18 protein-coding genes are annotated in these 21,890 nt (G+C 47.5%); 9 read left to right on the forward strand and 9 right to left on the reverse strand.

All coding sequences use genetic code 11. From position 1 onward, the window contains the following. Positions 1–64 precede the first annotated feature (64 nt). Positions 65–1,318 (reverse strand): dicarboxylate/amino acid:cation symporter, encoded by a 1,254-nt coding sequence (locus tag ACUZ8J_RS05230; protein ID WP_086903826.1) that lies wholly within the window; start codon positions 1,316–1,318, stop codon positions 65–67. 287 nt (positions 1,319–1,605) lie between these two features. Here ACUZ8J_RS05230 and ACUZ8J_RS05235 point away from each other — a divergent pair, with 287 nt between their 5' ends. The 5 genes from ACUZ8J_RS05235 to ACUZ8J_RS05255 all read left to right on the forward strand — a co-directional run bounded on the left by ACUZ8J_RS05235 (position 1,606) and on the right by ACUZ8J_RS05255 (position 8,090). Next, positions 1,606–2,031: a YqaA family protein gene (locus tag ACUZ8J_RS05235; RefSeq protein WP_133182208.1), complete on the forward strand. Its 426-nt coding sequence runs from the start codon at positions 1,606–1,608 to the stop codon at positions 2,029–2,031. Positions 2,032–2,172: 141 nt separating this feature from the next. Continuing rightward, positions 2,173–5,022 carry a M16 family metallopeptidase gene (locus ACUZ8J_RS05240; protein WP_446693267.1) on the forward strand — a complete coding sequence of 950 codons (2,850 nt, stop codon included), beginning with the start codon at positions 2,173–2,175 and terminating at the stop codon, positions 5,020–5,022. Positions 5,023–5,205: 183 nt separating this feature from the next. Continuing rightward, positions 5,206–6,855, forward strand: coding sequence for a glutamate--cysteine ligase (gshA, locus tag ACUZ8J_RS05245; RefSeq protein ID WP_446693268.1), 1,650 nt, complete (start codon positions 5,206–5,208; stop codon positions 6,853–6,855). Continuing rightward, positions 6,855–7,316: a hypothetical protein gene (locus ACUZ8J_RS05250; protein ID WP_446693269.1), complete on the forward strand. Its 462-nt coding sequence runs from the start codon at positions 6,855–6,857 to the stop codon at positions 7,314–7,316. Before gshA ends, ACUZ8J_RS05250 begins: the two co-directional genes overlap by 1 nt. A 156-nt stretch (positions 7,317–7,472) precedes the next feature. Continuing rightward, positions 7,473–8,090, forward strand: a complete 618-nt coding sequence (locus ACUZ8J_RS05255; RefSeq protein ID WP_446693270.1) for a transglycosylase SLT domain-containing protein — start codon at positions 7,473–7,475, stop codon at positions 8,088–8,090. A gap of 48 nt (positions 8,091–8,138) precedes the next feature. Here ACUZ8J_RS05255 and ACUZ8J_RS05260 read toward each other — a convergent pair whose 3' ends face one another. From ACUZ8J_RS05260 to dauA, 4 genes are all read right to left on the reverse strand, one after another. After that, on the reverse strand, positions 8,139–9,401 hold the full coding sequence (locus tag ACUZ8J_RS05260) for a sensor domain-containing diguanylate cyclase (RefSeq protein WP_446693271.1): 1,263 nt from the start codon (positions 9,399–9,401) through the stop codon (positions 8,139–8,141). Positions 9,402–9,553: 152 nt separating this feature from the next. Then, positions 9,554–10,651 carry a 5-(carboxyamino)imidazole ribonucleotide synthase gene (gene purK, locus ACUZ8J_RS05265; RefSeq protein WP_446693272.1) on the reverse strand — a complete coding sequence of 366 codons (1,098 nt, stop codon included), beginning with the start codon at positions 10,649–10,651 and terminating at the stop codon, positions 9,554–9,556. Then, positions 10,651–11,142, reverse strand: a complete 492-nt coding sequence (gene purE / locus ACUZ8J_RS05270) for a 5-(carboxyamino)imidazole ribonucleotide mutase (protein ID WP_011626975.1) — start codon at positions 11,140–11,142, stop codon at positions 10,651–10,653. The genes purK and purE overlap by 1 nt, the downstream gene beginning before the upstream one ends. Positions 11,143–11,401: 259 nt before the next feature. Then, positions 11,402–13,168 carry a C4-dicarboxylic acid transporter DauA gene (gene dauA / locus ACUZ8J_RS05275; protein ID WP_446693273.1) on the reverse strand — a complete coding sequence of 589 codons (1,767 nt, stop codon included), beginning with the start codon at positions 13,166–13,168 and terminating at the stop codon, positions 11,402–11,404. A 225-nt stretch (positions 13,169–13,393) separates the two neighbouring features. Between dauA and ACUZ8J_RS05280 the strand changes: the two genes are divergently transcribed. From ACUZ8J_RS05280 to ACUZ8J_RS05295, 4 genes are all read left to right on the forward strand, one after another. Continuing rightward, positions 13,394–15,268 (forward strand): vWA domain-containing protein, encoded by a 1,875-nt coding sequence (locus tag ACUZ8J_RS05280; RefSeq protein WP_446693274.1) that lies wholly within the window; start codon positions 13,394–13,396, stop codon positions 15,266–15,268. A gap of 44 nt (positions 15,269–15,312) precedes the next feature. Next, positions 15,313–15,915 carry a sigma-70 family RNA polymerase sigma factor gene (locus ACUZ8J_RS05285; protein ID WP_446693275.1) on the forward strand — a complete coding sequence of 201 codons (603 nt, stop codon included), beginning with the start codon at positions 15,313–15,315 and terminating at the stop codon, positions 15,913–15,915. Then, entirely contained in the window at positions 15,908–16,630 is a 723-nt protein-coding gene (locus tag ACUZ8J_RS05290) for a hypothetical protein (RefSeq protein WP_446693276.1), read from the forward strand. The genes ACUZ8J_RS05285 and ACUZ8J_RS05290 overlap by 8 nt, the downstream gene beginning before the upstream one ends. A 220-nt stretch (positions 16,631–16,850) precedes the next feature. Next, positions 16,851–17,387 (forward strand): hemerythrin domain-containing protein, encoded by a 537-nt coding sequence (locus ACUZ8J_RS05295; RefSeq protein ID WP_109285562.1) that lies wholly within the window; start codon positions 16,851–16,853, stop codon positions 17,385–17,387. A gap of 67 nt (positions 17,388–17,454) precedes the next feature. Here ACUZ8J_RS05295 and ACUZ8J_RS05300 read toward each other — a convergent pair whose 3' ends face one another. From ACUZ8J_RS05300 to ACUZ8J_RS05315, 4 genes are all read right to left on the reverse strand, one after another. Beyond that, positions 17,455–17,640, reverse strand: coding sequence for a DUF3545 family protein (locus ACUZ8J_RS05300; protein ID WP_007650190.1), 186 nt, complete (start codon positions 17,638–17,640; stop codon positions 17,455–17,457). A gap of 216 nt (positions 17,641–17,856) precedes the next feature. Then, complete coding sequence (gene pgi / locus ACUZ8J_RS05305; protein ID WP_446693277.1) at positions 17,857–19,494, reverse strand: glucose-6-phosphate isomerase; 1,638 nt, start codon at positions 19,492–19,494, stop codon at positions 17,857–17,859. A 20-nt stretch (positions 19,495–19,514) separates the two neighbouring features. Continuing rightward, positions 19,515–20,471, reverse strand: a complete 957-nt coding sequence (gene tal / locus ACUZ8J_RS05310; RefSeq protein WP_446693278.1) for a transaldolase — start codon at positions 20,469–20,471, stop codon at positions 19,515–19,517. Between the two features lie 248 nt (positions 20,472–20,719). Next, a complete protein-coding gene (locus tag ACUZ8J_RS05315; RefSeq protein ID WP_167373567.1) occupies positions 20,720–21,838 on the reverse strand; it encodes an OmpA family protein in 1,119 nt (372 codons plus the stop codon). Between the last annotated feature and the right edge of the window lie 52 nt (positions 21,839–21,890).

A 21,890-nucleotide genomic window follows, 5' to 3' on the forward strand; every position in this document is an offset into this window, starting at 1 on the left:
AAAGCCGCCTTCTAAGAAGGCGGATTCTTTACTGGATAAATCTTTAATGATTTACCCTGAGTGATTAATTATCGGCAATCGCAGCCGTTTGAGTCTCGTTGCTGTAGAACTGATCAACATCAAGCTCATTTTCAGATTTGCCAATCACCACGGCGGTCATCATGTCGCCTGTGACGTTGGTTGCGGTGCGGATCATATCGATAATACGGTCGATAGCGGCAATAAAGGCGATACCTTCTAGGGGTAAACCAATTACGCCTAAGGTAACAGTTAACATCACCATCGCGCTGCCTGGCACGCCAGCGGTACCGACTGAGGCCACCGTGGCTGTTACGGCAATCATCACATAATCTAAAGTATCGAGTGGAATACCGTAAATTTGAGCGATAAAAATCGCGGCAATCGCAGGGTAGATACCACCACAGCCATCCATGTTCATGGTGGCGCCGAGCGGCATAACGAAGGCGCTATAACGCTTTGAAACACCCATGGTTTCAACCGCTCTGGTACTTGCAGGCAGAGTGCCGAAACTTGAAGAGGTACTAAAAGCCACTAATTGCGCCGGCATGGCCTTACGGAAAAATTGCACAGGGCTTAAACCCGCGGCAAATTTCACCAGTCCGCCGTAGACAAAAATCATATGGATAAGGGCGGCAATATAGATAGCGGCGATAAATTTACCTAGAGGTAATAGGGTCGATAAACCATATTCACCGACCACCCAAGCCATTAAGCCAAACACGCCGATAGGGGTGAGTTTGAGCACCATGCGTGTCAGTTGGAACATGACTTCAGCACCCGCTTCGATGGTGCGTTTTAGTGGCTCGGCTTTCTCGCCAACTTTGTTGATGGCTATCCCGACCAACGCAGCAAAGACAATGATCTGAAGTACTTTTCCATCCGCCAGTGAGGCAAAGGGATTGACTGGGATCATATCGAGCAGCACCTGCGCAAACCCTGGAATATTGCGCTCACGCACTTCCGTGGTGGCCAGTTGCATTGTGCCGCCCATATCGATAAGCGAGCCAACCGCTAAGCCAATCAGTGAGGCGACAGTGCCAGTCAGCATAAACATGCCTAAGGTCTTAAGGCTTAAGCGTTTGAGATTCGTTTGAGAGCCGAGCGAGGTGATACTGACCACAATCGCACAGAAGACCAATGGGGCAACCAGCATCTTAATGGCGCTGATAAACAAATCGCCAAGCGGTTTAAGTACAGTGGCGGTTTCACCTAAAAGTACGCCAACGAGCGCGCCTAAAATAAAGCCGGCGAGGACTTTTTGCCAAAAAGGAATGCGGCTAATGGTTTGAAGAATCATGCGTTTTCCAAAAATATATCATTACAAGCCCATGGACCTGAGATGCTAGTATGAGTATCCACTTGAAGTGAGTGAACTTATACCAAGCGACGAGTCAGGTACAGGACATTTTTTGCCATTAAAGGCATTGTATCGGCTGTGATAGGGTTATAACAAACCGATTTTCTTATAACTTATTGTGATAAATGAGTTTGTTGTGAAATGGTTAGCCGCTACATCCTTTTAACGCTGTGGTAGTTCTCTGTTCGAGATCGTGAAAGAGCTGTAATTTCATAGAGTAAGCTTTTATGTCTGAATTAAGTATGATGTTTTCTGGGGCTTTTTTAGCCGCGACCTTGTTACCGGGAGGATCAGAAGTTTTACTGATTGCGTTGCTGAATAAAGCGCCGCAAGCTTGGGTCGCATTAGTGGTAGTCGCCAGTGTCGGCAATACCTTAGGGGCGATGACTAGTTTTTATCTAGGGCGTATCGGCCGGTTTGCAAAGTCCCCCGAGGCCCTTAGTGAGGGAAAGCATGCCAAAGCCTTAGCCCTTATTGAGCGTTACGGTGTTTGGTCGTTATTGTTGTCGTGGGCGCCAGTGATTGGCGATCTATTATGTTTATTGGCGGGATGGTTAAAGCTTAGGGCGTTCCCCGCATTAGTGATGATTTTGATCGGCAAAACCCTGCGTTACCTTATCGTGGCGGCCGCCACATTGCATTGGTTTAGTTAGTTTTTACACTCGTTGTTCGGTTAAAGGATAATAGCGCTGCAAAGGAAGTCCTTGTATTACTTGGAACTTTGTAGGGCTTAATGAGTCTGAATTCATTATTGATACCGAGCATTCTACAGGGGCTAATTTTTTAGCCTATTGATGTATAAGGGGAATACCTTGAAAAAATGGATATTAGCGGTCGCGATTTCCGCCGCACTCGCAGGTTGTGCCAGCCAAACCTCAACGCAATTACCCGCGGGCGTAAAGTTAATTGAAAATGTGCAACTGAAGGACTCTGAAGTCGGTATTCCCTTTAAAAAATATCAGCTTGCTAATGGCCTAACGGTTATTTTGCATCAAGATCATTCCGATCCCTTAGTGCATGTCGATGTGACTTATCACGTCGGCTCGGCCAGAGAACTGGCAGGCCGTTCAGGATTCGCCCATTTATTCGAACATATGATCTTCCAAGGCTCTGAGCACGTCGCCGATGAGCAACATTTTGAGGTGGTAACTGAGGCGGGGGGCACGCTGAACGGCTCAACCAATACCGACAGAACCAACTACTTTGAGACAGTCCCTAGCAACCAGCTCGAAAAAATGCTGTGGCTTGAGTCTGACCGCATGGGCTTTTTGTTGCCAGCGCTAACCAGCGAAAAGTTTGAAGTACAGCGCGAGACAGTGAAAAACGAGCGCGCTCAACGCATTGATAATCAACCCTATGGCCGAATGAGCGAGCGCTTTAATCAGGCGATGTTCCCGGTCGGTCATCCCTATTCTTGGCCTGTGATCGGCTGGCCAGAGGATCTTAACCGCGCCACAGTGGATGATGTGAAACACTTTTTCCAGCGCTGGTACGGCCCGAATAACGCCACTCTGACCATTGGCGGCGATTTTGATGAGTTGCAAGCCTTAGCCTGGGTAAACAAATACTTTGGCGAAATCCCCCGTGGTCCCGAGGTTCAACCCGAGCCTAAGACCTTAGTTACGCTCGATAAGACGCGCTATATCTCGATGGAAGATAACGTGCATCTGCCGCTGATCCGTATCGGCTTTCCGACTGTGTATGCCAGCCATCCCGATGAAGCCGCGCTGGACTTATTAGCCAATATTCTCGGTGGCGGTAAAACCTCACTCGTGTACAAAAACCTTGTGAAGGATGGTTATGCCGTGCAGGCAAGCGTGAGCCAACCCTGCCAAGAGTTAGCCTGCCAGATGTCGATTTATGCCTTAGCCAATCCGCAAAAAGGCGCGACCTTAGCCGAACTTGAACAGCGTATTCTCGACTCGATTAATGAGTTTGAGCAGCGGGGCGTCACCGACGATGACCTGCAAAAAGTGAAAGTGCAATTTGAGGCCGATACCATTTTTGGCCTGCAGAGCGTAAAAGGCAAAGTGTCTATGCTTGCCTTGAATCAAACCATGTTTGGTGAGCCGAATAAGATTGGAGTAGACCTTGCGCGCTACGCCAATGTGACCAAAGACGATGTGATGCGGGTATTTAAAAAGTACATCAAAGACAAGCCCATGGTGGTGATGAGTGTGGTACCGCAGGGAATGACGGCTTTAGTCGCTCATCCGGATAACTTCACCCCTCAAACCTTGCCTGTGGCGAATACGGCTGTAGAGGGCGATTTACCCGCCGCTAAGTTGGTGTCAAGTTTCGACCGCTCAACAATGCCTGCCTCGGGCGCGGCGCCCGTGCTTAAAGTCCCGACGATTTGGAGCACTAAGCTAGCCAATGGCATCGAAGTGATGGGCACTCAAAGCAGTGAAACCCCAACAGTGGAGTTAGTGATTTATCTTAACGGCGGGCACAGATTAGTGCCCGTTGAAAAGGCGGGTCTGGCAAGCCTAACCGCTGAGATGCTGAATGAGTCGACTCAAAAGCGCTCAACAGAGCAATTGTCGCAGGCGCTTGAGATGCTCGGCAGTACGGTGGACTTTAGTGCCTCCGAATCCCAAAGCACGATTAAGGTGTCGGCGCTCACCGAGCACTTGGATGAAACCTTAGCCATATTGGAAGAAAAGCTGTTCCAGCCTGCGTTTAACGACGCCGACTTTGCGCGGGTGAAGCAGCAACAGTTGCAGCAAATTCAGCATATGCAGTCAGACCCTGGCTATGTCGCTAACTCTGCGCTGTATAGCTTGCTTTATGGCAAGAATAACGCTCAAGGCGTCAGTGATGCTGGGACCTTAGATTCAGTTGCCGCGCTGACACTTGCGGATGTGAAGGCGTTTTACGCTGAGCAGTACCGTGGTGCGAACGCTAAAATCATTACGGTAGCGAATCTGCCTGAAAGTGCGTTACTACCTAAGCTTGCGGGATTGAGTCAATGGCAAGGTGAGGCGAGTACATTACCGCCACTCAAGTCATTCCCTGCGCTGAAGGGCGGGACTATTTATCTGATCGATAAACCTGGCGCCGCTCAGTCGGTAATTAACATTGCCAAACGTGCCTTACCCTATGATGCAACAGGTAATTATTTTAAATCTTACCTGATGAACTATCCGCTCGGTGGCGCCTTCAATAGTCGTATTAACCTCAATTTACGTGAGAACAAGGGGTATACCTACGGGGCTCGCAGCTCATTTACCGGTGGCGTCGAAGTCGGTGATTTTGTGGCCTCGAGTGATGTGCGTACCGATGTGACGGCCAAGGCGGTAAATGAATTTATCAAAGAGATCAAAGCCTATCAGCAAAATGGGATGACAGACACTGAGCTCGGCTTTATGCGTAACTCGGTTTCCCAAGGGCAAGCATTGGATTATGAGACGCCTTATCAGAAGGCGGGCTTTATGCGGATGATCCAGCGTTATCAGCTGAGCCAAGATTTTACTACCGAGCAGGACAAAATTATAAATACTGTAACAAAAGATGAACTCAATGCCCTCGCGGCTTCCGAGCTAGATATCTCGAAAATGATCATCTTAGTGGTGGGAGATAAGGCGAAAATTGAAGCGGATTTAGCAACTTTAGGCTATCCAATTGAAACTTTAGTATTGTAAATTAGCTTTTCGACCCAATATAAATTGCAGACAAGCTAATTGTGCAGCACAACCTCGCTGCCAGTCTAAAGTATTAACGAGTAAGACGGTGACAGCATTAGCTGTCACCGTCTGCGTTTTATCGCAGAAGAATGTAATTAGGCTTGCTCCACGGACAGGTTTAGATTTATTTTGAGGCGTATTTTGAAAGATAAGCCTCAAAATAAAGGTCTGACTGTTAACCTTGTCGCGATAGCGAATCACCAATCAGAGAAGCGCAAATTGAAGCCATTCAATGAATTAGTACAACATTTCTCGGACGCTCAAGGGCGTGCCGCACTCCTTGGCATGTTACGTGGAATTGAGCGTGAAGCGCTGCGTATCGACGAGTCAGGCTACCTTGCGTTAGATGGTCATCCATTAGAGCTCGGCTCGGCATTAACGCATTCGCGCATTACGACAGATTACAGTGAAGCCCTGCTTGAATTTATCACGCCAGTAAACAATCACGTTGGTCCCCTATTGCAAGGACTCACCGAGACCCATGCCTTTAGCGTGCGTCACTTACATGGTCAGCGCCTGTGGCCCGTGAGCATGCCATGTTACGTGAAGGATGAGCAGAATATTCCGGTCGCCCGTTATGGCAGTTCTAACACGGGCAAGATGAAAACCTTGTATCGCAAGGGCTTAACCTACCGTTACGGTGCCCTAATGCAGATCATCTCTGGGGTGCATTTTAACTTCTCGGTATCGCAGGAGCTGTGGCAAAGCCTCTATGAGTTGAGTGACAAAAGCGTGAGTTTTGAAGATTTTATCTCCGAATCTTACTTTGGTCTCATTCGCAATTACCGCCGTTTAGTCTGGGTATTACCTTATCTGTTTGGGGCATCACCTGCGCTGTGTAGCTCGTTCATCAAGGGACAGAAGACCGATTTACGCTTTGAAAAATCGGGTCGCGGCACCCTGTATTTACCCTATGCGACTTCGCTGCGGATGAGCGACCTGGGTTACACCAATAAAGAGCAGGAAGATCTCAATATCAGCTATAACTCCCTGCCCGAGTATCTGGCTGGGGTGAGGGCCGCGATTAAGATGCCATCGGCCAACTTTGCCAATATCGGCGTGAAGGTGGATGGTGAATATCGCCAGCTCAATGCCAATGTGCTGCAAATTGAAAACGAATTTTACTCGCCTATCCGTGCGAAGCGCGTCACTAAAAGCGGTGAGAAGCCCTCTGAAGCCCTTGCCCGTGCGGGGGTTGAATATATTGAGGTGCGTGCATTAGATGTAAACCCCTTCAGCCCGATTGGGATTGAAGAGAACCAAGTGCGTTTCCTCGACCTGTTTTTACTCTATTGCTTACTAACCGAGTCGCCTAAGTCCGATGCGGCAGAAGAAGCCCGTTTAAGTGCTAACTTAAAATCTGTTGTGCTTGAAGGCCGTAAGCCTGGGCTCGAGTTATTAACCGAGACAGGTACACGCTCACTGCAAACGTGGCTTTTGGATCTGTTTGAGCATTTGGATTCATTGGCTAAGTTACTCGATGGCGATAAACAGGATTACCAAGTGGCATTAGCCCATTGGCGTGAAGCCGTGAATGACCCACAAAAGACCTTGTCTGGGCAAGTCATTCAGCAATTAATCACCAAAGGCCAAGACCATGGACAATGGGTGATGTCACTGGCGCAGCAATATCACCAATATTTTATGGATTACCCCTTATCAGCCGAGGTTGTCAGCGATTATCAAGCCGAGGCGCAAGCATCGCTTAATAAGCAAGCGGACATCGAAGCGGCGCAAAGTGCGGTATCCTTTGATGATTATCTGACGGACTATTTCGGGACTTCATCCTAATGAGTCACTATTTAACCGGGCGCAAACTTATACTGGCCTCCAGTCTACTTGGGCTCACGGCATTCCTGTCTGGTTGCGCCTCCTCGCCTGAAGATGACTTAAGTTGCGGGACTGTGTCTGGGTATTTACAGCCCGATGCTAGCACCCATTGGTATCGCGTGGTGGTGACCCATCTCAATGGTAAGCCTGTGGTATCTAAACCTAATTATCAACTGGCGCCGGGGGAATATGAGTTCACTGTTGCCGAGCTGATTGATGATCCTTCTCTTGGGGTTTCTCTCAGTGCGCGTACTCCTAAAACCTTTAAGTTAATGGTGGAAGGGCATCAGCGTTACCATATTGGCGCTTTATTCCACACGGATAAACGCTATATGGGTAAAGATACCAACTATTGGGAGCCCGGTGTGTGGCAGCAAGAAAATCATGAATGCCAGTTTGATCTCAGCCCTGAAACAAAATAGTCCGATTTAACAATGGATTGTCATTTCTGTTAATGAGTTTGGTCTGAGAATAGGCGCTAAGGTGATCTTAGCGCCAAAAACAGGATTGGCGCTTTGCCTCACCCTATGACTGTGCGATGATGGGCCAGTTTTATTTCTTGGGAGAACAAGCGCTGAATGAAATGGCTTTCGACAACTCTGCTATGTGCATCCATAGGGTTACTCTCTGGCTGCGCCACTTCTCCGCCTAAATCTCCCGATAACCTTTGCGATATTTTTCAAGAGCATCGTTCATGGTACGAAGCCGCTAAGGACACCCGTGATAAATGGGGCGTGCCTGTGCATGTGCCGCTGGCGATGATGTATCAAGAAAGCTCCTTCAAGCATAATGCCGTGCCGCCAATGGAATATTTTTTAGGGTTTATTCCCATCGGGCGAGCCAGTGATGCCTATGGCTACGCGCAGGCAAAAACCATGACCTGGGATGATTATGTTCGCGAGACGGGAAACAGTTGGTCTTCTCGCAGCAATTTTGATGATGCCATGGATTTTATGGGCTGGTTTATTTACAAGACGAATAAAATCAATGGCGTTTCCAAGTGGGATGCGAGGGCGCAATACCTCAACTATCACGAAGGCTGGGGAGGCTATCGCCGCGGGACTTATAAGTCTAAGGCGTGGCTGGTTAAAGTTGCGGCTAAGGTGGATGACAGGGCTAAGCGCTATGCTGCTCAATATAAAACCTGTCAGGAGGATTTAGATTCTTCTTGGCTATGGCGCTTATTCTTCGGCTAGTAACATTCATGCGTTTAGGAGCTTATGGTTGATAAGCTCCTGATGCCACTACTGCGCCAATTGGTTATTGGCCGCAATCGCTTCGAGTGCTTTTACTGCTTTCTTCTTACCGCGTTTTTGCTCATACATGGCTTGGTCTGCTAGTTTAAATGACTGAGCCCAATTATTGTTGTATGCGGCTATGCCCACGCTGAAGTTAAGATTTAAGGATGACTCTTGGTGTAACTTGACGCGCATAGCATCCAAATCACTTTCAAGCAGCTCTAATGGACCATGGCAGAGGGCGACAAACTCATCCCCTCCGAAACGCGAGATAATGCCTTTATTCTGCCAAAAACTGAGAATAGTCTTGGCTACTTGTTTGATGGCTAAATCACCGACTTGGTGCCCTTGTTGGTCATTAATAATCTTGAGATTATCCATATCGATAATCACCAAAAAGCTGCCTAGGTGCGCTTTAGGCTGCCAATGTTGCAGGGCATCTTCGAAGTTTTTACGGTTATAAAGTCCGGTTAAGTTATCGAAGTTGGCGAGTTTAGTGATTTGCAATGACTTTTGATACAGAGCAATTGCATTGCTGGCCTCATGGGTGAGAATAGAGACGAGATTGCGGTCGTAATCACTAAAGGCGCCAACACTGCTGCTGTCGAGATTAAGCATGCCATAGAGTTTGCCATCGATGCGTATTGGGCTTGAGAGCGTAGAGCGTATTGGTTGTTTGGCCGCGTTGAGCAAGATGTGCTGCTCTTCGCCGGTGAGCGTGCTGCCCGCATTGATATTCTTCATATCATCCACTACCACCACACGGTCGCATTTGCCACTAGTGAGTCGATACTCGAAGGATTGCTCGAGGGAAAAATTCAATTGCTTGAGCATGTTAAGATCGAGCCCTACAACGGATTCGAAGTGCAGTTTATGGGTCTCTTCGTTGACTTTGATGATGCTACCCATTTCGGCTCCGTTAATGATGCAAACGGCTTTATTCAGCAGAGCATCAAGAAACGCATGTTCATTTTTATACTGGCTCGATAGATGGGCAAGCTCATAAATGGCGTCGTTAATGCTCACGACTTGCTCTAAGTGTTGCCATAGACGGGTTAAGCGACCCTGGTGAAGGTAATAAATAAGGCTGTAGGCAATCACATAGATAAGACAGACAAACAGCAGCGGCAGAATAGTCCAGCCTTCGGTGGGAGCATTAAACACAAACAGTAAGACGAATAAGACTATTGGCACTATCAGCAGCAATAGATGATAGCGATAGTCCAGGCGGTCTATGGTTTTACGTTTAAAATTATCCCTTAATTTCACTCGGCAGTTCCTTTATTCGTGCTCCGGTTAGTCATCTTTAATCACTACATCACTAACTCATTCACGCTGAGTATGGATAAGTATATATCGAAGATTAAAAATCGACTGATAAGGGAAAAAATTTGCTCCCTTATCAGTGGTCTGCGGCTCGGTTAGGCTTTAGCGAACTCAGCTAAAATCCACGCGAGTGGCGCTTGGTATTGGCTTGGCATCCAAGTTTGCAGCGCGCTAATGCTGTCTTTTAACACGGCAGTATTAGGCACCGAAAGGTTTAAATGCCCGACTTTACGGCCAGGACGAACCTCTTTGTTGTACCAGTACAGTTCGGCATTAGGCAGGGTTAGCCAGCGGGGATCGTTTTCAATACCAATCAAATTGACCATCACGCATTGAAAGTTCACCTGTGGCTGCGGAATCGCAATACTGCACAGGGCTCTTAAATGCAGTTGGAATTGATCCATATGGGTGCCTGCTTGGGTCCAATGGCCTGAGTTGTGCACCCGCGGGGCTAACTCGTTAACCAGCAACTTATCGCCAACACGGAAGCATTCCATCGCCATCACGCCGACATATTCCAGCTCATGCATAATGGCGCTGAGCATGCCTTCCGCTTGGGCTTGCAGGTGATTCAGGCGAGTCAGTGGCGAAATTGAGGCCATCAAAATGCCATCTTGGTGCAGGTTGAGTGTTAATGGGTAAAACACGCATTGACCTTCACGGGTACGTACGCCGACTAAGGAGACTTCTTCATCGAAGTTGATTGCTTGTTCGGCAATGGCTAAGTTACGCCAATCTTGGGGGATCTCTCCCGCTTCGGCTTGTTTTAGCCAATGTTGACCCTTACCGTCGTAACCACCTGTGCGGCGCTTCATTAGCACTCGCGGGCCAAAATCTTGGTACAGATTTTCGACGTCGGTTTTATCATCGACAAGTGTCCAAGGCGCTGTTGGGACTTGGATCTGATCGAGTAAGCTTTTTTGGCTGTAACGGTCGGCTAAACGGCTAAATACTGGGCCGTTAACAAAATGCGGATGGGTGCTGAGTTGTAAGCTTAAGGCGGATTCGGGCCACTGCTCGCGTTCGGCGGTGATGATATCGTGAGGCGCTAGCGGCAGGATTTCATCGGTTGGCGTCATGATATCGACGGCGCGAACATCAATCGCCAAAGGCTCGCCCGCGTGGGTCAGCATGGCGCCAAGTTGGCCATTACCTAATACCCAAACCTTAGGTTTTGCACTTGCTTGAGTCATTAGGCTTCCCTCGGGTCGGGATTGTCCAGCACTGCGCGGGTTTGTTCTTCTCTAAAGGCTTCTAAACGTGCGGCAAGTTCAGCATCGTTATTGGCTAAGATTTGGCAGGCGAGTAGACCGGCGTTAAAGGCACCTGCGGTTCCGATGGCCAGAGTGCCAACGGCAATGCCTTTTGGCATCTGCACGATAGACAGTAAGCTATCCATGCCCGACAGCGCTTTGCTTTGTACTGGTACACCTAATACGGGTAAGCGAGTTTTTGAGGCAATCATACCGGGTAAGTGAGCAGCACCGCCCGCACCACCGATAATAATTTTAAAACCACGGTCAGCGGCTCCGGCTGCAAACTCCATCAGTTTATCTGGCGTTCTATGGGCAGATACGACTTCAACATGGTAAGGCACTTGCAGTTTATCCATGATCTCAGCGGCGGCTTCCATTGTGGGCCAATCACTCTTAGAACCCATAACAACAGCAACAAGGGCTTGCATGATAACTCCTTAACTCACTAATTTTAATTATATTTTGACCTTGTATCAGGTCTGGGTACAGTCGATGTCCGCAACCCCTATCAGAGCCGGGAGCATCATGGCGCAGAATAATAGCATGTAAAGCCTGATTTCTGACGTTTTTTGCGCGTAAAAATAGCGCTTTTAGCGTGGATAAAGTGTTTGCTGAATGGGCTTAACGTCGCGGTCATCCCCAAAGCCCGATAAGGGGCTTTGGGGATGAGGTACAAAATCGTTAATCCTACATGTTAGTTGTCTCTGCCGCGTTTGATTCGCCGGTCTGTTCTGGCAGCGGTGCCTCCGCCAACGCTTCGCGCAGGGTGGGATAAAACTTCAATACTCCTTCAATCGGCTGCACTTTAGCTCTCGCAAGGGTACGAATAGGCTGGAACTGCAAATCCGCCACAATCAACTTAGTGTGGTTAAGCTTACATTTATCAATGAGTTTATTGAGCGCCGACAAACCGCCCGCATCGAGAATGGACACCCCATCTAAGTAAAGCACTATCACTTGTTTGTCTTGGGTGAGGCTCGCTATCTCGGCAAAAATCCGGTCCGCCGCGGCAAAGAATAATGGTCCGTTAATCTTTATCACCGCCCAGTCAGCGGGAAGTGGCTGATCGACATAGCGTTTATTGGTGCTGATATCATAGAGCTTGGTCATCTCGGCTATTTCTTTCATAAACAGCAGAGCGGCTAAGATAATGCCCACGCTGATGGCGATCACCATATCGAAGATGACCGTTAAGGAGAAACAGCTTAAAAACACTAAGATATCGCTGGTGGGCGCCGTTTTAAGTAAATGCACCGCTTTGGGGGCTTCACTCATATTCCAAGCCACCACCAGTAATAATGCGGCCATGGCCGACATGGGTAAGTAGGCGAGTACACCTGCGAGCGCGACTAACCCAATTAACACCACAATGGCGTGGATCATCGATGCTATCGGGCTCTGGGCGCCAGCCTTAACATTTGCCGCACTGCGCGCAATGGCGGCCGTTGCCGGGATACCGCCAAAGAAGGGGGTAATAATATTACCTATGCCTTGGCCGAGAAGTTCGCTGTTTGCGCTGTGGCGTTTGCCTGTCATGCCATCGAGTACCACGGCACACAGTAACGATTCAATCGCACCTAACATGGCAATCGCGAAGGCGGCGGGGAGTAATGCTTGAAAGGTGGCCAGATTAAATTCAAAGACTTGGCCGTTGGCACCAGCCTGCAACCAAGGCCATTCAAAGTGGGGGAGGACCGCGGGGATCCCTGTGCCGACACTGCCGTCGCTTAATTGATAATGAAAGCGTGTCCCTATGGTTTCAATCTCTGCGCCCATGGCATTTAACACTAGAGCAAGAATACTGCCTAGGGCGATTGCAGGCAGATGGGCTGGTACTGGGATCTTCAATTTAGGCCAGAGTAGCATAGTGGCTAAGGTGGCACAGGCGACGAATAAGCTTGGCAAGTGAAGGCTGGGTAATGCCTGACCTAAGGCCATGAGTTTGGCAAAATACTGCTCTGGCATGTGCTCTATATGCAGGCCAAAGAAGTCTTTTAGCTGCAAGGTTGCAATTACCACCCCGATCCCCGCGGTAAAGCCTAAGGTGACGGATTCTGGAATGTAGAGGATCAATCTGCCGAGCCTTAACATCGCCATGGCAACTAACATCATGCCTGACATGACTGTGGCAATGAGCAGCCCCGCCAAACCAAATTGCTGGGCGATGGGATAGAGTAATACCACGAAGGCGGCCGTTGGCCCTGACACGCTATAACGGGAGCCGCCCGTCATGGCTATGATAAAACCACCGACAATGGCGGTGTATAGGCCATATTGTGGGGCTACACCGCTGGCAATAGCCAGTGCCATTGCGAGCGGAATGGCAATAATCCCGACGGTCAGTCCCGCCAGCAGATCTTGTCCAAAACGCTTAACCGAATACTTATCTTTTACGCACGCCTCGCTAAGGGCGTGGGCAATTCTTAATGAAAACAAATGAGCAGAGTGTGACACGTGTGGGTCCATAAACGCGGCTTGTTACAAGGCTCTATTTTAGAGTCCAGAAAAATGTCCTTGTGTGATCATAGTTACAAAAGGCGGTTAAATGTCTTTGTTTTTAATAAATACTGTGCTTGGTAAAGTGAGTGTGACAATTTCACTCTCCAAATAACCCTTTTGTGCCGGGCCTGCGTTTATAGGGATATCAACCACTGAGAACACTTTGATTAGGCCACTATCATGAGATATCCATCTTCAGTCTTTCACCACAAAACGCATTTAAGCTTTGTTGTTTCGGGATTAACACTCGCCGTATTACTTGGTTTGAGTGGTTGCAGTGATAAAGCCTCTGAACAAAAGCGTGCTGAATTAGCCGCTCAAGCAAAACTCGCCGCAGAGCAACAGGCAGAGCTTGATGAAAAAGCTGAGCTTGAGGAAAGAGCCGAGCGTCAGGCCAATAGGCAACGGGATGCCGCTATCGCCATGCATGAGCAAGTCTCGTCAGCAAAACTGCGGACAATGAGTGCTGAACATCGAGCCTATATAGCTCAACCTGCGGCCAGTATCAGTGCGGCGCCCGCGTTAAACCGCGATTGGCCGGGGGCTGTGCCACCTGAGCGCAATCGATTCGAGAAACAAGTGCAAAACGGCATCATGGTTGCGGGGGAAATCCCAGTTTCCACCTTTGCTATCGATGTTGATACAGGTAGTTACACGACCTTAAGACGAATGTTGAAGGAAGGGCGTTTACCACAGAAGGGCACTCTGCGGGTTGAGGAAATGCTGAATTATTTTTCCTATGACTATCCACTGCCGGGTAAAAATGAGGCACCTTTTAGTGTTACCACAGAGCTTGCACCATCGCCCTATAACGATGACATGATGTTACTTCGCATCGGTTTGAAGGGATATGAGCAGAGTAAAGCCGAACTCGGCGCCAGTAACTTAGTGTTTCTGCTGGATGTGTCAGGGTCGATGGCATCGCCCGATAAATTACCTCTGCTGCAAACTGCCTTGAAAATGCTGACTCAGCAACTCGATGCTCAGGATAAGGTATCGATTGTCGTCTATGCCGGCGCCGCTGGAGTTGTGTTAGATGGCGCGGCGGGTAACGACAGTCAAACCCTTAACTATGCGTTAGAGCAGCTCAGTGCGGGTGGTTCTACCAATGGGGCGCAGGGGATTAAGCTTGCCTATCAGCTTGCGAAAAAGCACTTTGTTGAAGGCGGCATTAATCGAGTGATACTTGCGACCGACGGTGACTTTAATGTCGGCACGACCAACCTCGATGAGTTAATCGATTTGGTTAGCACGCAGAAGCAACTGGGCATTGGGCTAACGACGCTCGGCTTTGGTATGGGTGATTACAATGACCATCTGATGGAGCAATTGACCGATAAAGGCAACGGACAATACGCCTATATTGATTCTATCAATGAGGCGAGAAAAGTGCTGGTGGAACAGTTAAGTGCAACCTTACTCACCATAGCCAAAGAGGTGAAAGTGCAGGTCGAGTTTAATCCCGCCCTTGTGGCTGAGTATCGTCTGATTGGTTATGAGAACCGTGCCCTCGCACGTGAAGATTTTAATAATGATAAGGTGGATGCGGGCGAAATAGGTGCTGGGCATACGGTCACGGCGCTTTACGAGCTTCGCTATGTTGATGCGGGGAATTTGGCTAATGATAAACTTCGCTATGGCTATAATCCCAAGACTGGCAATGAAAAATATAGCCGCGACGAAATTGCTTTTCTTAAATTACGTTATCAGCTACCGGATGCGACTCAGAGCCAGTTACTGAGTTATCCAATCCGTGCCGACCAAAGGGTAAACTCATTAGCGCAGGCGAGTGACGATTTTCGTTTTGCTGCTGCAGTGGCAGGATTAGGACAGTTACTCAATCAAAGCAACTATTTGCATCAATTTGATTATAATAAGCTTAGTGTGCTCACACGTTCTGCGCTGGGGGATGATACCAGCGGCTACCGACATGAGTTTATGCAACTTGTCGATACCGCTGCGATACTCGCACAAACACAGCGAGTGCCAATCAAAAAATCCTTTGATGCCGGAGATAAACCTTTCCCGCCCGAGGATAAACCGCATCAGCAATGAGCCAAATTATTATGTTTCAGTTAGTTAACCACTAGGGAGCTGCCATGGCCTTGGCGATACCGCAAATGCATGCCCATGAGCATACCGATGAACAGTTAATGCAACGCTATGCCAAGGGCGATGGCAAAGCGTTTGAGCAGCTTTATCTTAAACACAAAGGCGCCTTGTACCGTTACTTTGTGCGCCAACTCGGTGACAAACAATTAGCCGAAGATTTATATCAAGAAACCTGGGGACGGGTGATCCGTGCCGCCGCCAATTATGAGCCGAGCGCCAAGTTTAATACTTGGCTCTATCGGATTGCTCATAATCTGTTGATTGATCACGTCAGGGCGGTTAAGCCAGTTGATCTAGTCAGTCACGATAACGATGAAGGGCTAGATACTTTTGTGGGAGCAGAGCAGGAACAACCCGATGTGCATTGGCAGGAAACGCAAAAGAGTCAGTTGCTGAAAACTTGTATTGCCCTGTTACCCCAAGTGCAAAAAGAGGCTTTTATTCTTAATATCGAAATGGGCTTTACCGCTGCAGTGATAAGCGATATCGCAGGGGTAACACTCGAAGCGACCAAGAGCCGCATTCGCTACGCGTATCAAAGCTTAAAAGATTGTGTCAATGCTAAATGGCAGGAGGTGGGTCATGAGTAATTCGACTCTGTCATCGGAAGAAGAGGCGCTACGTCAGGAAGTTTCGGCTTGGTATCACAAGCAAGCACTGGAAATGCCACCTGAACGACTTGACCAAGATATTTTGCGCCTGTCACAGGCCCATTTGGCTGACATCAACGTTAACCAGCTCAAGCTCTCTGTCACGCCTGTGTGGCGCCGTTTTCCATGGGCGTTATCGAGCGCAGCCTCCTTAGTGCTCGTCGTCGGTTTAGTGATCCTCAACCGAGGCCATTTTGAGGAAGAGTTAGTTGCGCCAGTCGCTTTGACTATGAGTGCACCTATGCCCGCTCAGGCTGAGCTAGATAATGCTGCACAACAAGCAGAGATGGCGCATCAAGCTAGAGAAGAAGCCGCCACACAAAATAGGCAAAGGGAAGCAATGAGGGCACAGGCTAAGATGTCTGCGCAGGAAAATCAGCAACTAGAGTCTCGTGCAGCACCACAAATGGCAAGGGCACTATCGCAGCAAGATACACCTGTAATGGCTCGGGAAGACGCTATGATGGAGTCTTTAACTCACTTACAAGCCTTGATTGAAGCCAAACAAACACAAGAGGCATCTGCCTTAGTGCAGACGCTGCAGAAGCAATACCCAGAGTTGGCAAAAGCCGAGGGAGAAGTCACCGCAGATGATACGCAAGCGATAGCGAAGTTTAAGGCATTGCAACACCAGTTGAATCAACTAACAAAATGACATAAATAAACAGTGAGTTAGCTTTGCTTTAGTTAACTCACTGTCCACTCTTTATTAGGCATTTAGGGTTAATATGCCGATCAATTCACGCATTTTTACAGACTCTCATGTTAATTACTTGATCGTGGTCATAAAGTGAACACGAATTCGCCTGTTATATTGGAGATCGATAAACGACTTGACTAGTATCAATAGTCAGAGTCCCAGTTCAGGAGGCGATATGCTTAAAAGACTCATGCATGATCATAAACATATAGCAGTGTTGTTGAATGTCTTGAAAAACAAGCAGATGAAATTAGCTGAAGGTGAAGCCATCAATTTTATCGTGGTTCGGGACATAGTTGAGTATATGCAAGGATATGCTGAGCGCAGTCATCATCCTGTGGAAGACATTATCTATGCTTACTATTTGGCGCATAAGGCGAACGATGAAATTGATAAGTTGAGTGATGAGCACCAAGTGGTGACGGCGGCATCCTCGGCGTTAATGAATACCTTAAATCTCATTTTGAGTGATATTGTGGTCGCGAGGGATAAGTTAGTCGCTGATTTTGCCGAATATGTGGAGCTGCAAGAAAAGCATATGCAAATGGAGGAGCGAGAAATCTTCCCATTACTAGCTAAAACCTTAACCGATAAGGATTGGCAGGTGATTGAGCAACAGTGCCAAGCGTCTTTAATCGATGATCCGTTATTCCTCGACCGCGAGCAACAGGCCTTTGATGAACTGCGCTCTTACCTCAGGACAGCCGAATAGCGGAATGTAAAAACAGAAAAAGCGCCATTGGCGCTTTTTCTTTATATGCTGTTTATCAAACAATGGGTTACAACTGGATAGCGTCTATATCGTAATCAAAGTTGTTATCAATCTCTTGAAGTTCCTTGAGTAAACGATGTTTGTCCTTTAACGCTTCAATTTCTCGCCACTTACGCTTTTTATTGGAGCCTCGCGAGCGATCGGGTCTTTCTACGACTTCATCTAGCGCACAACCATAATCTAAACGATCCATGGTAACCTCCTGTTGTTGTATGTTTTGTCAGCGATTAAATAACATATTTTCAAAACAGGGTGCAAGAATTATGTTTCATTTGTGTTAACTTGAAATGAAGTTTGAATGATATTTCATTGATCTTCGCGGGAGTGGTAGAGGAAGTTGTGAGGGAATATCTTAAGTTTATTAATGGGATAAAATAAAAAAGCCAGCGATTGCTGGCTTTTTGTTCGATCAGATTTTACCGTGTCGATATAGGTTAATTAACCCATTGCTCGAGGCATCTAAGGCGGTGGCATCTTGCTCTGCGCCAATACGGGCGAGGACGTCATTACCTAAGCTTTTACCGAGTTCAACACCCCATTGGTCGAAGGAGTTGATGTCCCAAATAGCGCCTTGGACAAAGGTTCTGTGCTCATAGAGCGCAATCAGTGCACCTAAGGTTTCAGGAGTCAGCTTATCCATTAACAGAGTATTGCTTGGCTTATTGCCTGGCATAACTTTGTGTTTGGCGATAAGTAACTTCTCTTCATCACTTAAGTTGCTCTTGCTCAATTCGGCCAGCGCTTCATCTAAGTTGCGGCCTTGCATGAGCGCCTGAGTCTGTCCGAAGCAGTTAGAGGCTAACTGATCATGGTGCTCACCAATAGGATTATGGCTTTGCAGCGGCATAATGAAATCGGCCGGAATTAATGCAGTACCTTGATGCAGCAGCTGGTGGTAAGCGTGCTGACCATTTGTACCTTCGCCGCCCCAAATCACCGGACCCGTGCTGTAATCCACATGGCTACCATTAAGGGTGACTGACTTACCGTTACTTTCCATATCTAGTTGTTGGAAGTAAGCGGGAAGTCCACGTAGGTAATGATCGTAGGTCAATACCACATGACTTTGAGCATTAAAGAAATTGCCATACCACAGAGACAGTAATCCCATGATCACTGGCATGTTTTCCGCGAGAGGCGCATTGGCAAAATGGGTATCCATTTGGTGCGCGCCCTTTAATAGTGAGCGGAAGTTATCCATGCCGATGAGTAAAGCGATGGGTAAACCAATGGCTGACCAAAGCGAATAACGACCACCAACCCAGTCCCACATTGGGAAAATATTGTCAGCATCGATACCAAAATCGGTCGCTTTTGCCACGTTAGAGGTCACGGCAACAAAGTGTTTCGCCACATCTGACTGTGAACCACCTTTGGCTAAGAACCACGCCTTTGCCGTTAGGGTATTGGTCAGCGTCTCTTGTGTACCAAAAGACTTAGACGACATGATAAACAGAGTGGTTTCTGGATCGAGCAGCTTGAGTTTTTCACTGATCGAGGTGCCATCGACGTTGGCAACGAAATGGCAGTTGAGACCCGTAATCCAGTAAGGGCGTAATGCTTGGGAAACAATTTTAGGGCCAAGGAACGAACCACCGATTCCGATACTGACGATATCGGTAATGGCTTTGCCAGTGAAACCTTTCCATTGTCCTGAGGTGATTGAAGTAACAAACTGCTGCATTTTGTTCAGCGTTTGCTGTACTTCAGGAACGATATCTTGACCTTCGGCAACAATGGACCGCTCGGCGGTGCTGCGCAGTGCGGTATGTAATACGGCACGTTTTTCGGTGGTGTTAATAATATCACCGGCAAACATCGCCTTGATTTTAGCTTCAAGTTTTGCCTCTTGCGCTAGTGTCAGCAGCAAGTTGAGTGTCTCAGGTGTCGCTCTATTTTTTGAATAATCTAAAAATAAGTCACAGGTAGCAAGCGACATGTTGCTAAAGCGTGCCGGATCGCCTGCAAAGAGTTCCCGCATATGCGGGATCTGATGGCTATGCGCTGCTAACGCTTGCCAAGTTGTGCTTTGGGTCAAGATAGTCATCGAATCGTCTCCGAAGATACTTAGTTTGCCAGTTTTGCCTTGAGCATGACTTCGAGTTTGCCTTGGTCGATGGCGAAGTTACGGATACCTTCTGCTAACTTGTCGACAGCCATAGGATCTTGGTTGAAGTCCCAGCGGAATTGCGCTTCGGTTAACGGCTCACCGGCAGCAACTGTGGTGCTTGCAGGTATGAGTTTAGGTTGAATAGCAACTTGAGAGTTTGCCAGCTCTTCAAGTAATGAAGGGCCAATAGTCAGGCGGTCACAACCCGCTAATTCGATGATTTCACCGATATTACGGAAACTCGCGCCCATGACTACCGTGTTATAGCCATGCTGTTTGTAGTAGTTGTAAATTTCAGTCACAGAAATAACACCTGGGTCATTTACTGCGTCATAGTCTTTACCTGTGTCTTTTTTGTACCAGTCGAGGATGCGGCCAACGAATGGAGAAATTAAGTACACGCCAGCTTCTGCACAGGCACGTGCTTGAGCAAAGCTAAATAGTAGGGTTAAGTTACAGTTAATGCCTTCTTGCTCTAACTCTTTGGCGGCACAAATGCCTTCCCAAGTTGAGGCTAATTTGATCAGAATGCGAGATTTATCCACGCCCGCTTCTTGGTACAGACGTACTAGCTTATGCGCTTTGGCAATGGATTTTTCTTTATCGAAGGATAAGCGGGCATCCACTTCGGTCGAAATACGGCCTGGGACCAGTTTTAGGATCTCGACACCAATGTTCACTGCAAGTTTATCGCTGGCATCATCAATCTGTTGCTCAATATCAGCACTTTGTAATTTAGCCCACGCGATAGCATTGTCGATTAGAGCGCTATACTCGGGAATTTGAGCCGCTTTTAAAATGAGTGATGGGTTGGTCGTTGCGTCTTCTGGCTGATAGCGTTTGATCGCTTCAATATCGCCAGTATCGGCCACAATCGTAGTGTATGACTTGAGTTGCTCTAATGTATTTGCCATGAAAAACATCCTTCTCAGATAGCGGTCTAAACTCAGAAATGAACTGATGACTATTAGAAGCGATTTTGCCAACTTTTCCAACCATCAATGTAAAAAAATTACAAAAATGGTAAAACTATATCGAATTTAGGCCAAAAGCTGTGATTGCATTACAACAGTGAGCTAAGCGTCATCAGATTGCATAGTGTAGATGTTACAAAAACAAAAAGTCGCTGCAAGCAGCGACTTTTTTATTCTTAAGAGTGCAATTACTTCAGAACAGGTTGTTTTTCAGTAGTTGTCACGATAGCTTCGATGCGACGGTTAGCTGCATGAGCTTCTTTAGTGTCACCAGCGACTAATGGCTTAGTGATACCGTAACCGTTAGAAGTTACACGGCTTTGGCTGATACCATATTTTTCAACAAGGATCTTCGCAACAGCGTCAGCACGCTTGTCAGACAGAGTCATGTTGTAGTCTGGTTTACCTACGTTAGAAGCGTGACCAGCAATTTCAACTGTGAACTCTGGGTTTTTGTTCATGTAGTTAGCCAGTCTTTCGATGTCTTTGTAGTACTCTTTCTTCACTACAGCAGAATCGTTAGCAAACTGGATAGAACCTACATCTTCTTGCTTCTTAACGTTTTCATAGATAGTACAGCCAACAGAGTCAACTTTGTGAGTTGCTGGAGTTGCTGGGCACTGATCTTTATCGTCGTAAACGCCATCGTTGTCAGAGTCAACTGGTGTTGCAGCAACAACTGCTGCAGCTACTGGAGCAGCTGGAGAACCGAAACGGTAGCTTAATTCTAAGCCCCAGTAGTTGCTGTCAGCATTTACTGGAACGATCGCACTGGCACCAGCGTTATCGTCTAAGTTTTCATAGCGACGGTATTTAGCTTGTAACTTCAGGTTATCAGTGAAGTTATAACCAACACCTGCACCGAAGTAAGGTGCAAAGTCGTTTTCGCTGTAAGAACTAGAAACGCCACCAACGCGTTGGTTGTTTTCTAGGGTGTAGTACATTGCGCCAGCTTCAGCAGATAGGCTCCAACGGTTGCCTAGTGGCCATACACCAACTAAGCCAAGAGTTGCACCTTTAACGTCTGCATCATTGCCAATGCCTGCATAGGTCCAATCTGCACTACCTAGATCACGATAGCCGATTTCAGCACCAAAGTAGTCATTAAACATATAGCCTGCGAAGATGTCCCATGCGTATGGGTTGTCATCGCCGTTGTCAGTTGCAATGTGTTCATAGTTATTAACGCCTAAACCTGCACCAACATACCAAGGTGTTAACTCTTGAGATGCACTGGCAGCAAGTGGAAGCATTGATGTAAGCAAAACTACTTTTAATGTATTCTTCATCATTTTCTCTAAGTCCATTGTTTATGATTCTCCACCAATATGCTTTGCAGGTTTTATGCAAAACATTGCT

It is taken from the genome of Shewanella sp. Koi 1 (genome assembly GCF_052907445.1).

Excerpts from the sequence above, each read along its gene's own strand:
- ACUZ8J_RS05285 (WP_446693275.1), top strand. The coding sequence starts at position 15,313 with ATGGCCTTGGCGATACCGCAAATGCATGCCCATGAGCATACCGATGAA.
- tal (WP_446693278.1), bottom strand. The coding sequence starts at position 20,471 with ATGGCAAATACATTAGAGCAACTCAAGTCATACACTACGATTGTGGCC.
- ACUZ8J_RS05250 (WP_446693269.1), top strand. The coding sequence starts at position 6,855 with ATGAGTCACTATTTAACCGGGCGCAAACTTATACTGGCCTCCAGTCTA.
- ACUZ8J_RS05280 (WP_446693274.1), top strand. The coding sequence starts at position 13,394 with ATGAGATATCCATCTTCAGTCTTTCACCACAAAACGCATTTAAGCTTT.
- purK (WP_446693272.1), bottom strand. The coding sequence starts at position 10,651 with ATGACTCAAGCAAGTGCAAAACCTAAGGTTTGGGTATTAGGTAATGGC.
- ACUZ8J_RS05290 (WP_446693276.1), top strand. The coding sequence starts at position 15,908 with ATGAGTAATTCGACTCTGTCATCGGAAGAAGAGGCGCTACGTCAGGAA.
- ACUZ8J_RS05255 (WP_446693270.1), top strand. The coding sequence starts at position 7,473 with ATGAAATGGCTTTCGACAACTCTGCTATGTGCATCCATAGGGTTACTC.
- ACUZ8J_RS05300 (WP_007650190.1), bottom strand. The coding sequence starts at position 17,640 with ATGGATCGTTTAGATTATGGTTGTGCGCTAGATGAAGTCGTAGAAAGA.
- ACUZ8J_RS05315 (WP_167373567.1), bottom strand. The coding sequence starts at position 21,838 with ATGGACTTAGAGAAAATGATGAAGAATACATTAAAAGTAGTTTTGCTT.
- ACUZ8J_RS05235 (WP_133182208.1), top strand. The coding sequence starts at position 1,606 with ATGTCTGAATTAAGTATGATGTTTTCTGGGGCTTTTTTAGCCGCGACC.
- ACUZ8J_RS05295 (WP_109285562.1), top strand. The coding sequence starts at position 16,851 with ATGCTTAAAAGACTCATGCATGATCATAAACATATAGCAGTGTTGTTG.
- ACUZ8J_RS05230 (WP_086903826.1), bottom strand. The coding sequence starts at position 1,318 with ATGATTCTTCAAACCATTAGCCGCATTCCTTTTTGGCAAAAAGTCCTC.
- pgi (WP_446693277.1), bottom strand. The coding sequence starts at position 19,494 with ATGACTATCTTGACCCAAAGCACAACTTGGCAAGCGTTAGCAGCGCAT.
- ACUZ8J_RS05240 (WP_446693267.1), top strand. The coding sequence starts at position 2,173 with ATGTATAAGGGGAATACCTTGAAAAAATGGATATTAGCGGTCGCGATT.
- purE (WP_011626975.1), bottom strand. The coding sequence starts at position 11,142 with ATGCAAGCCCTTGTTGCTGTTGTTATGGGTTCTAAGAGTGATTGGCCC.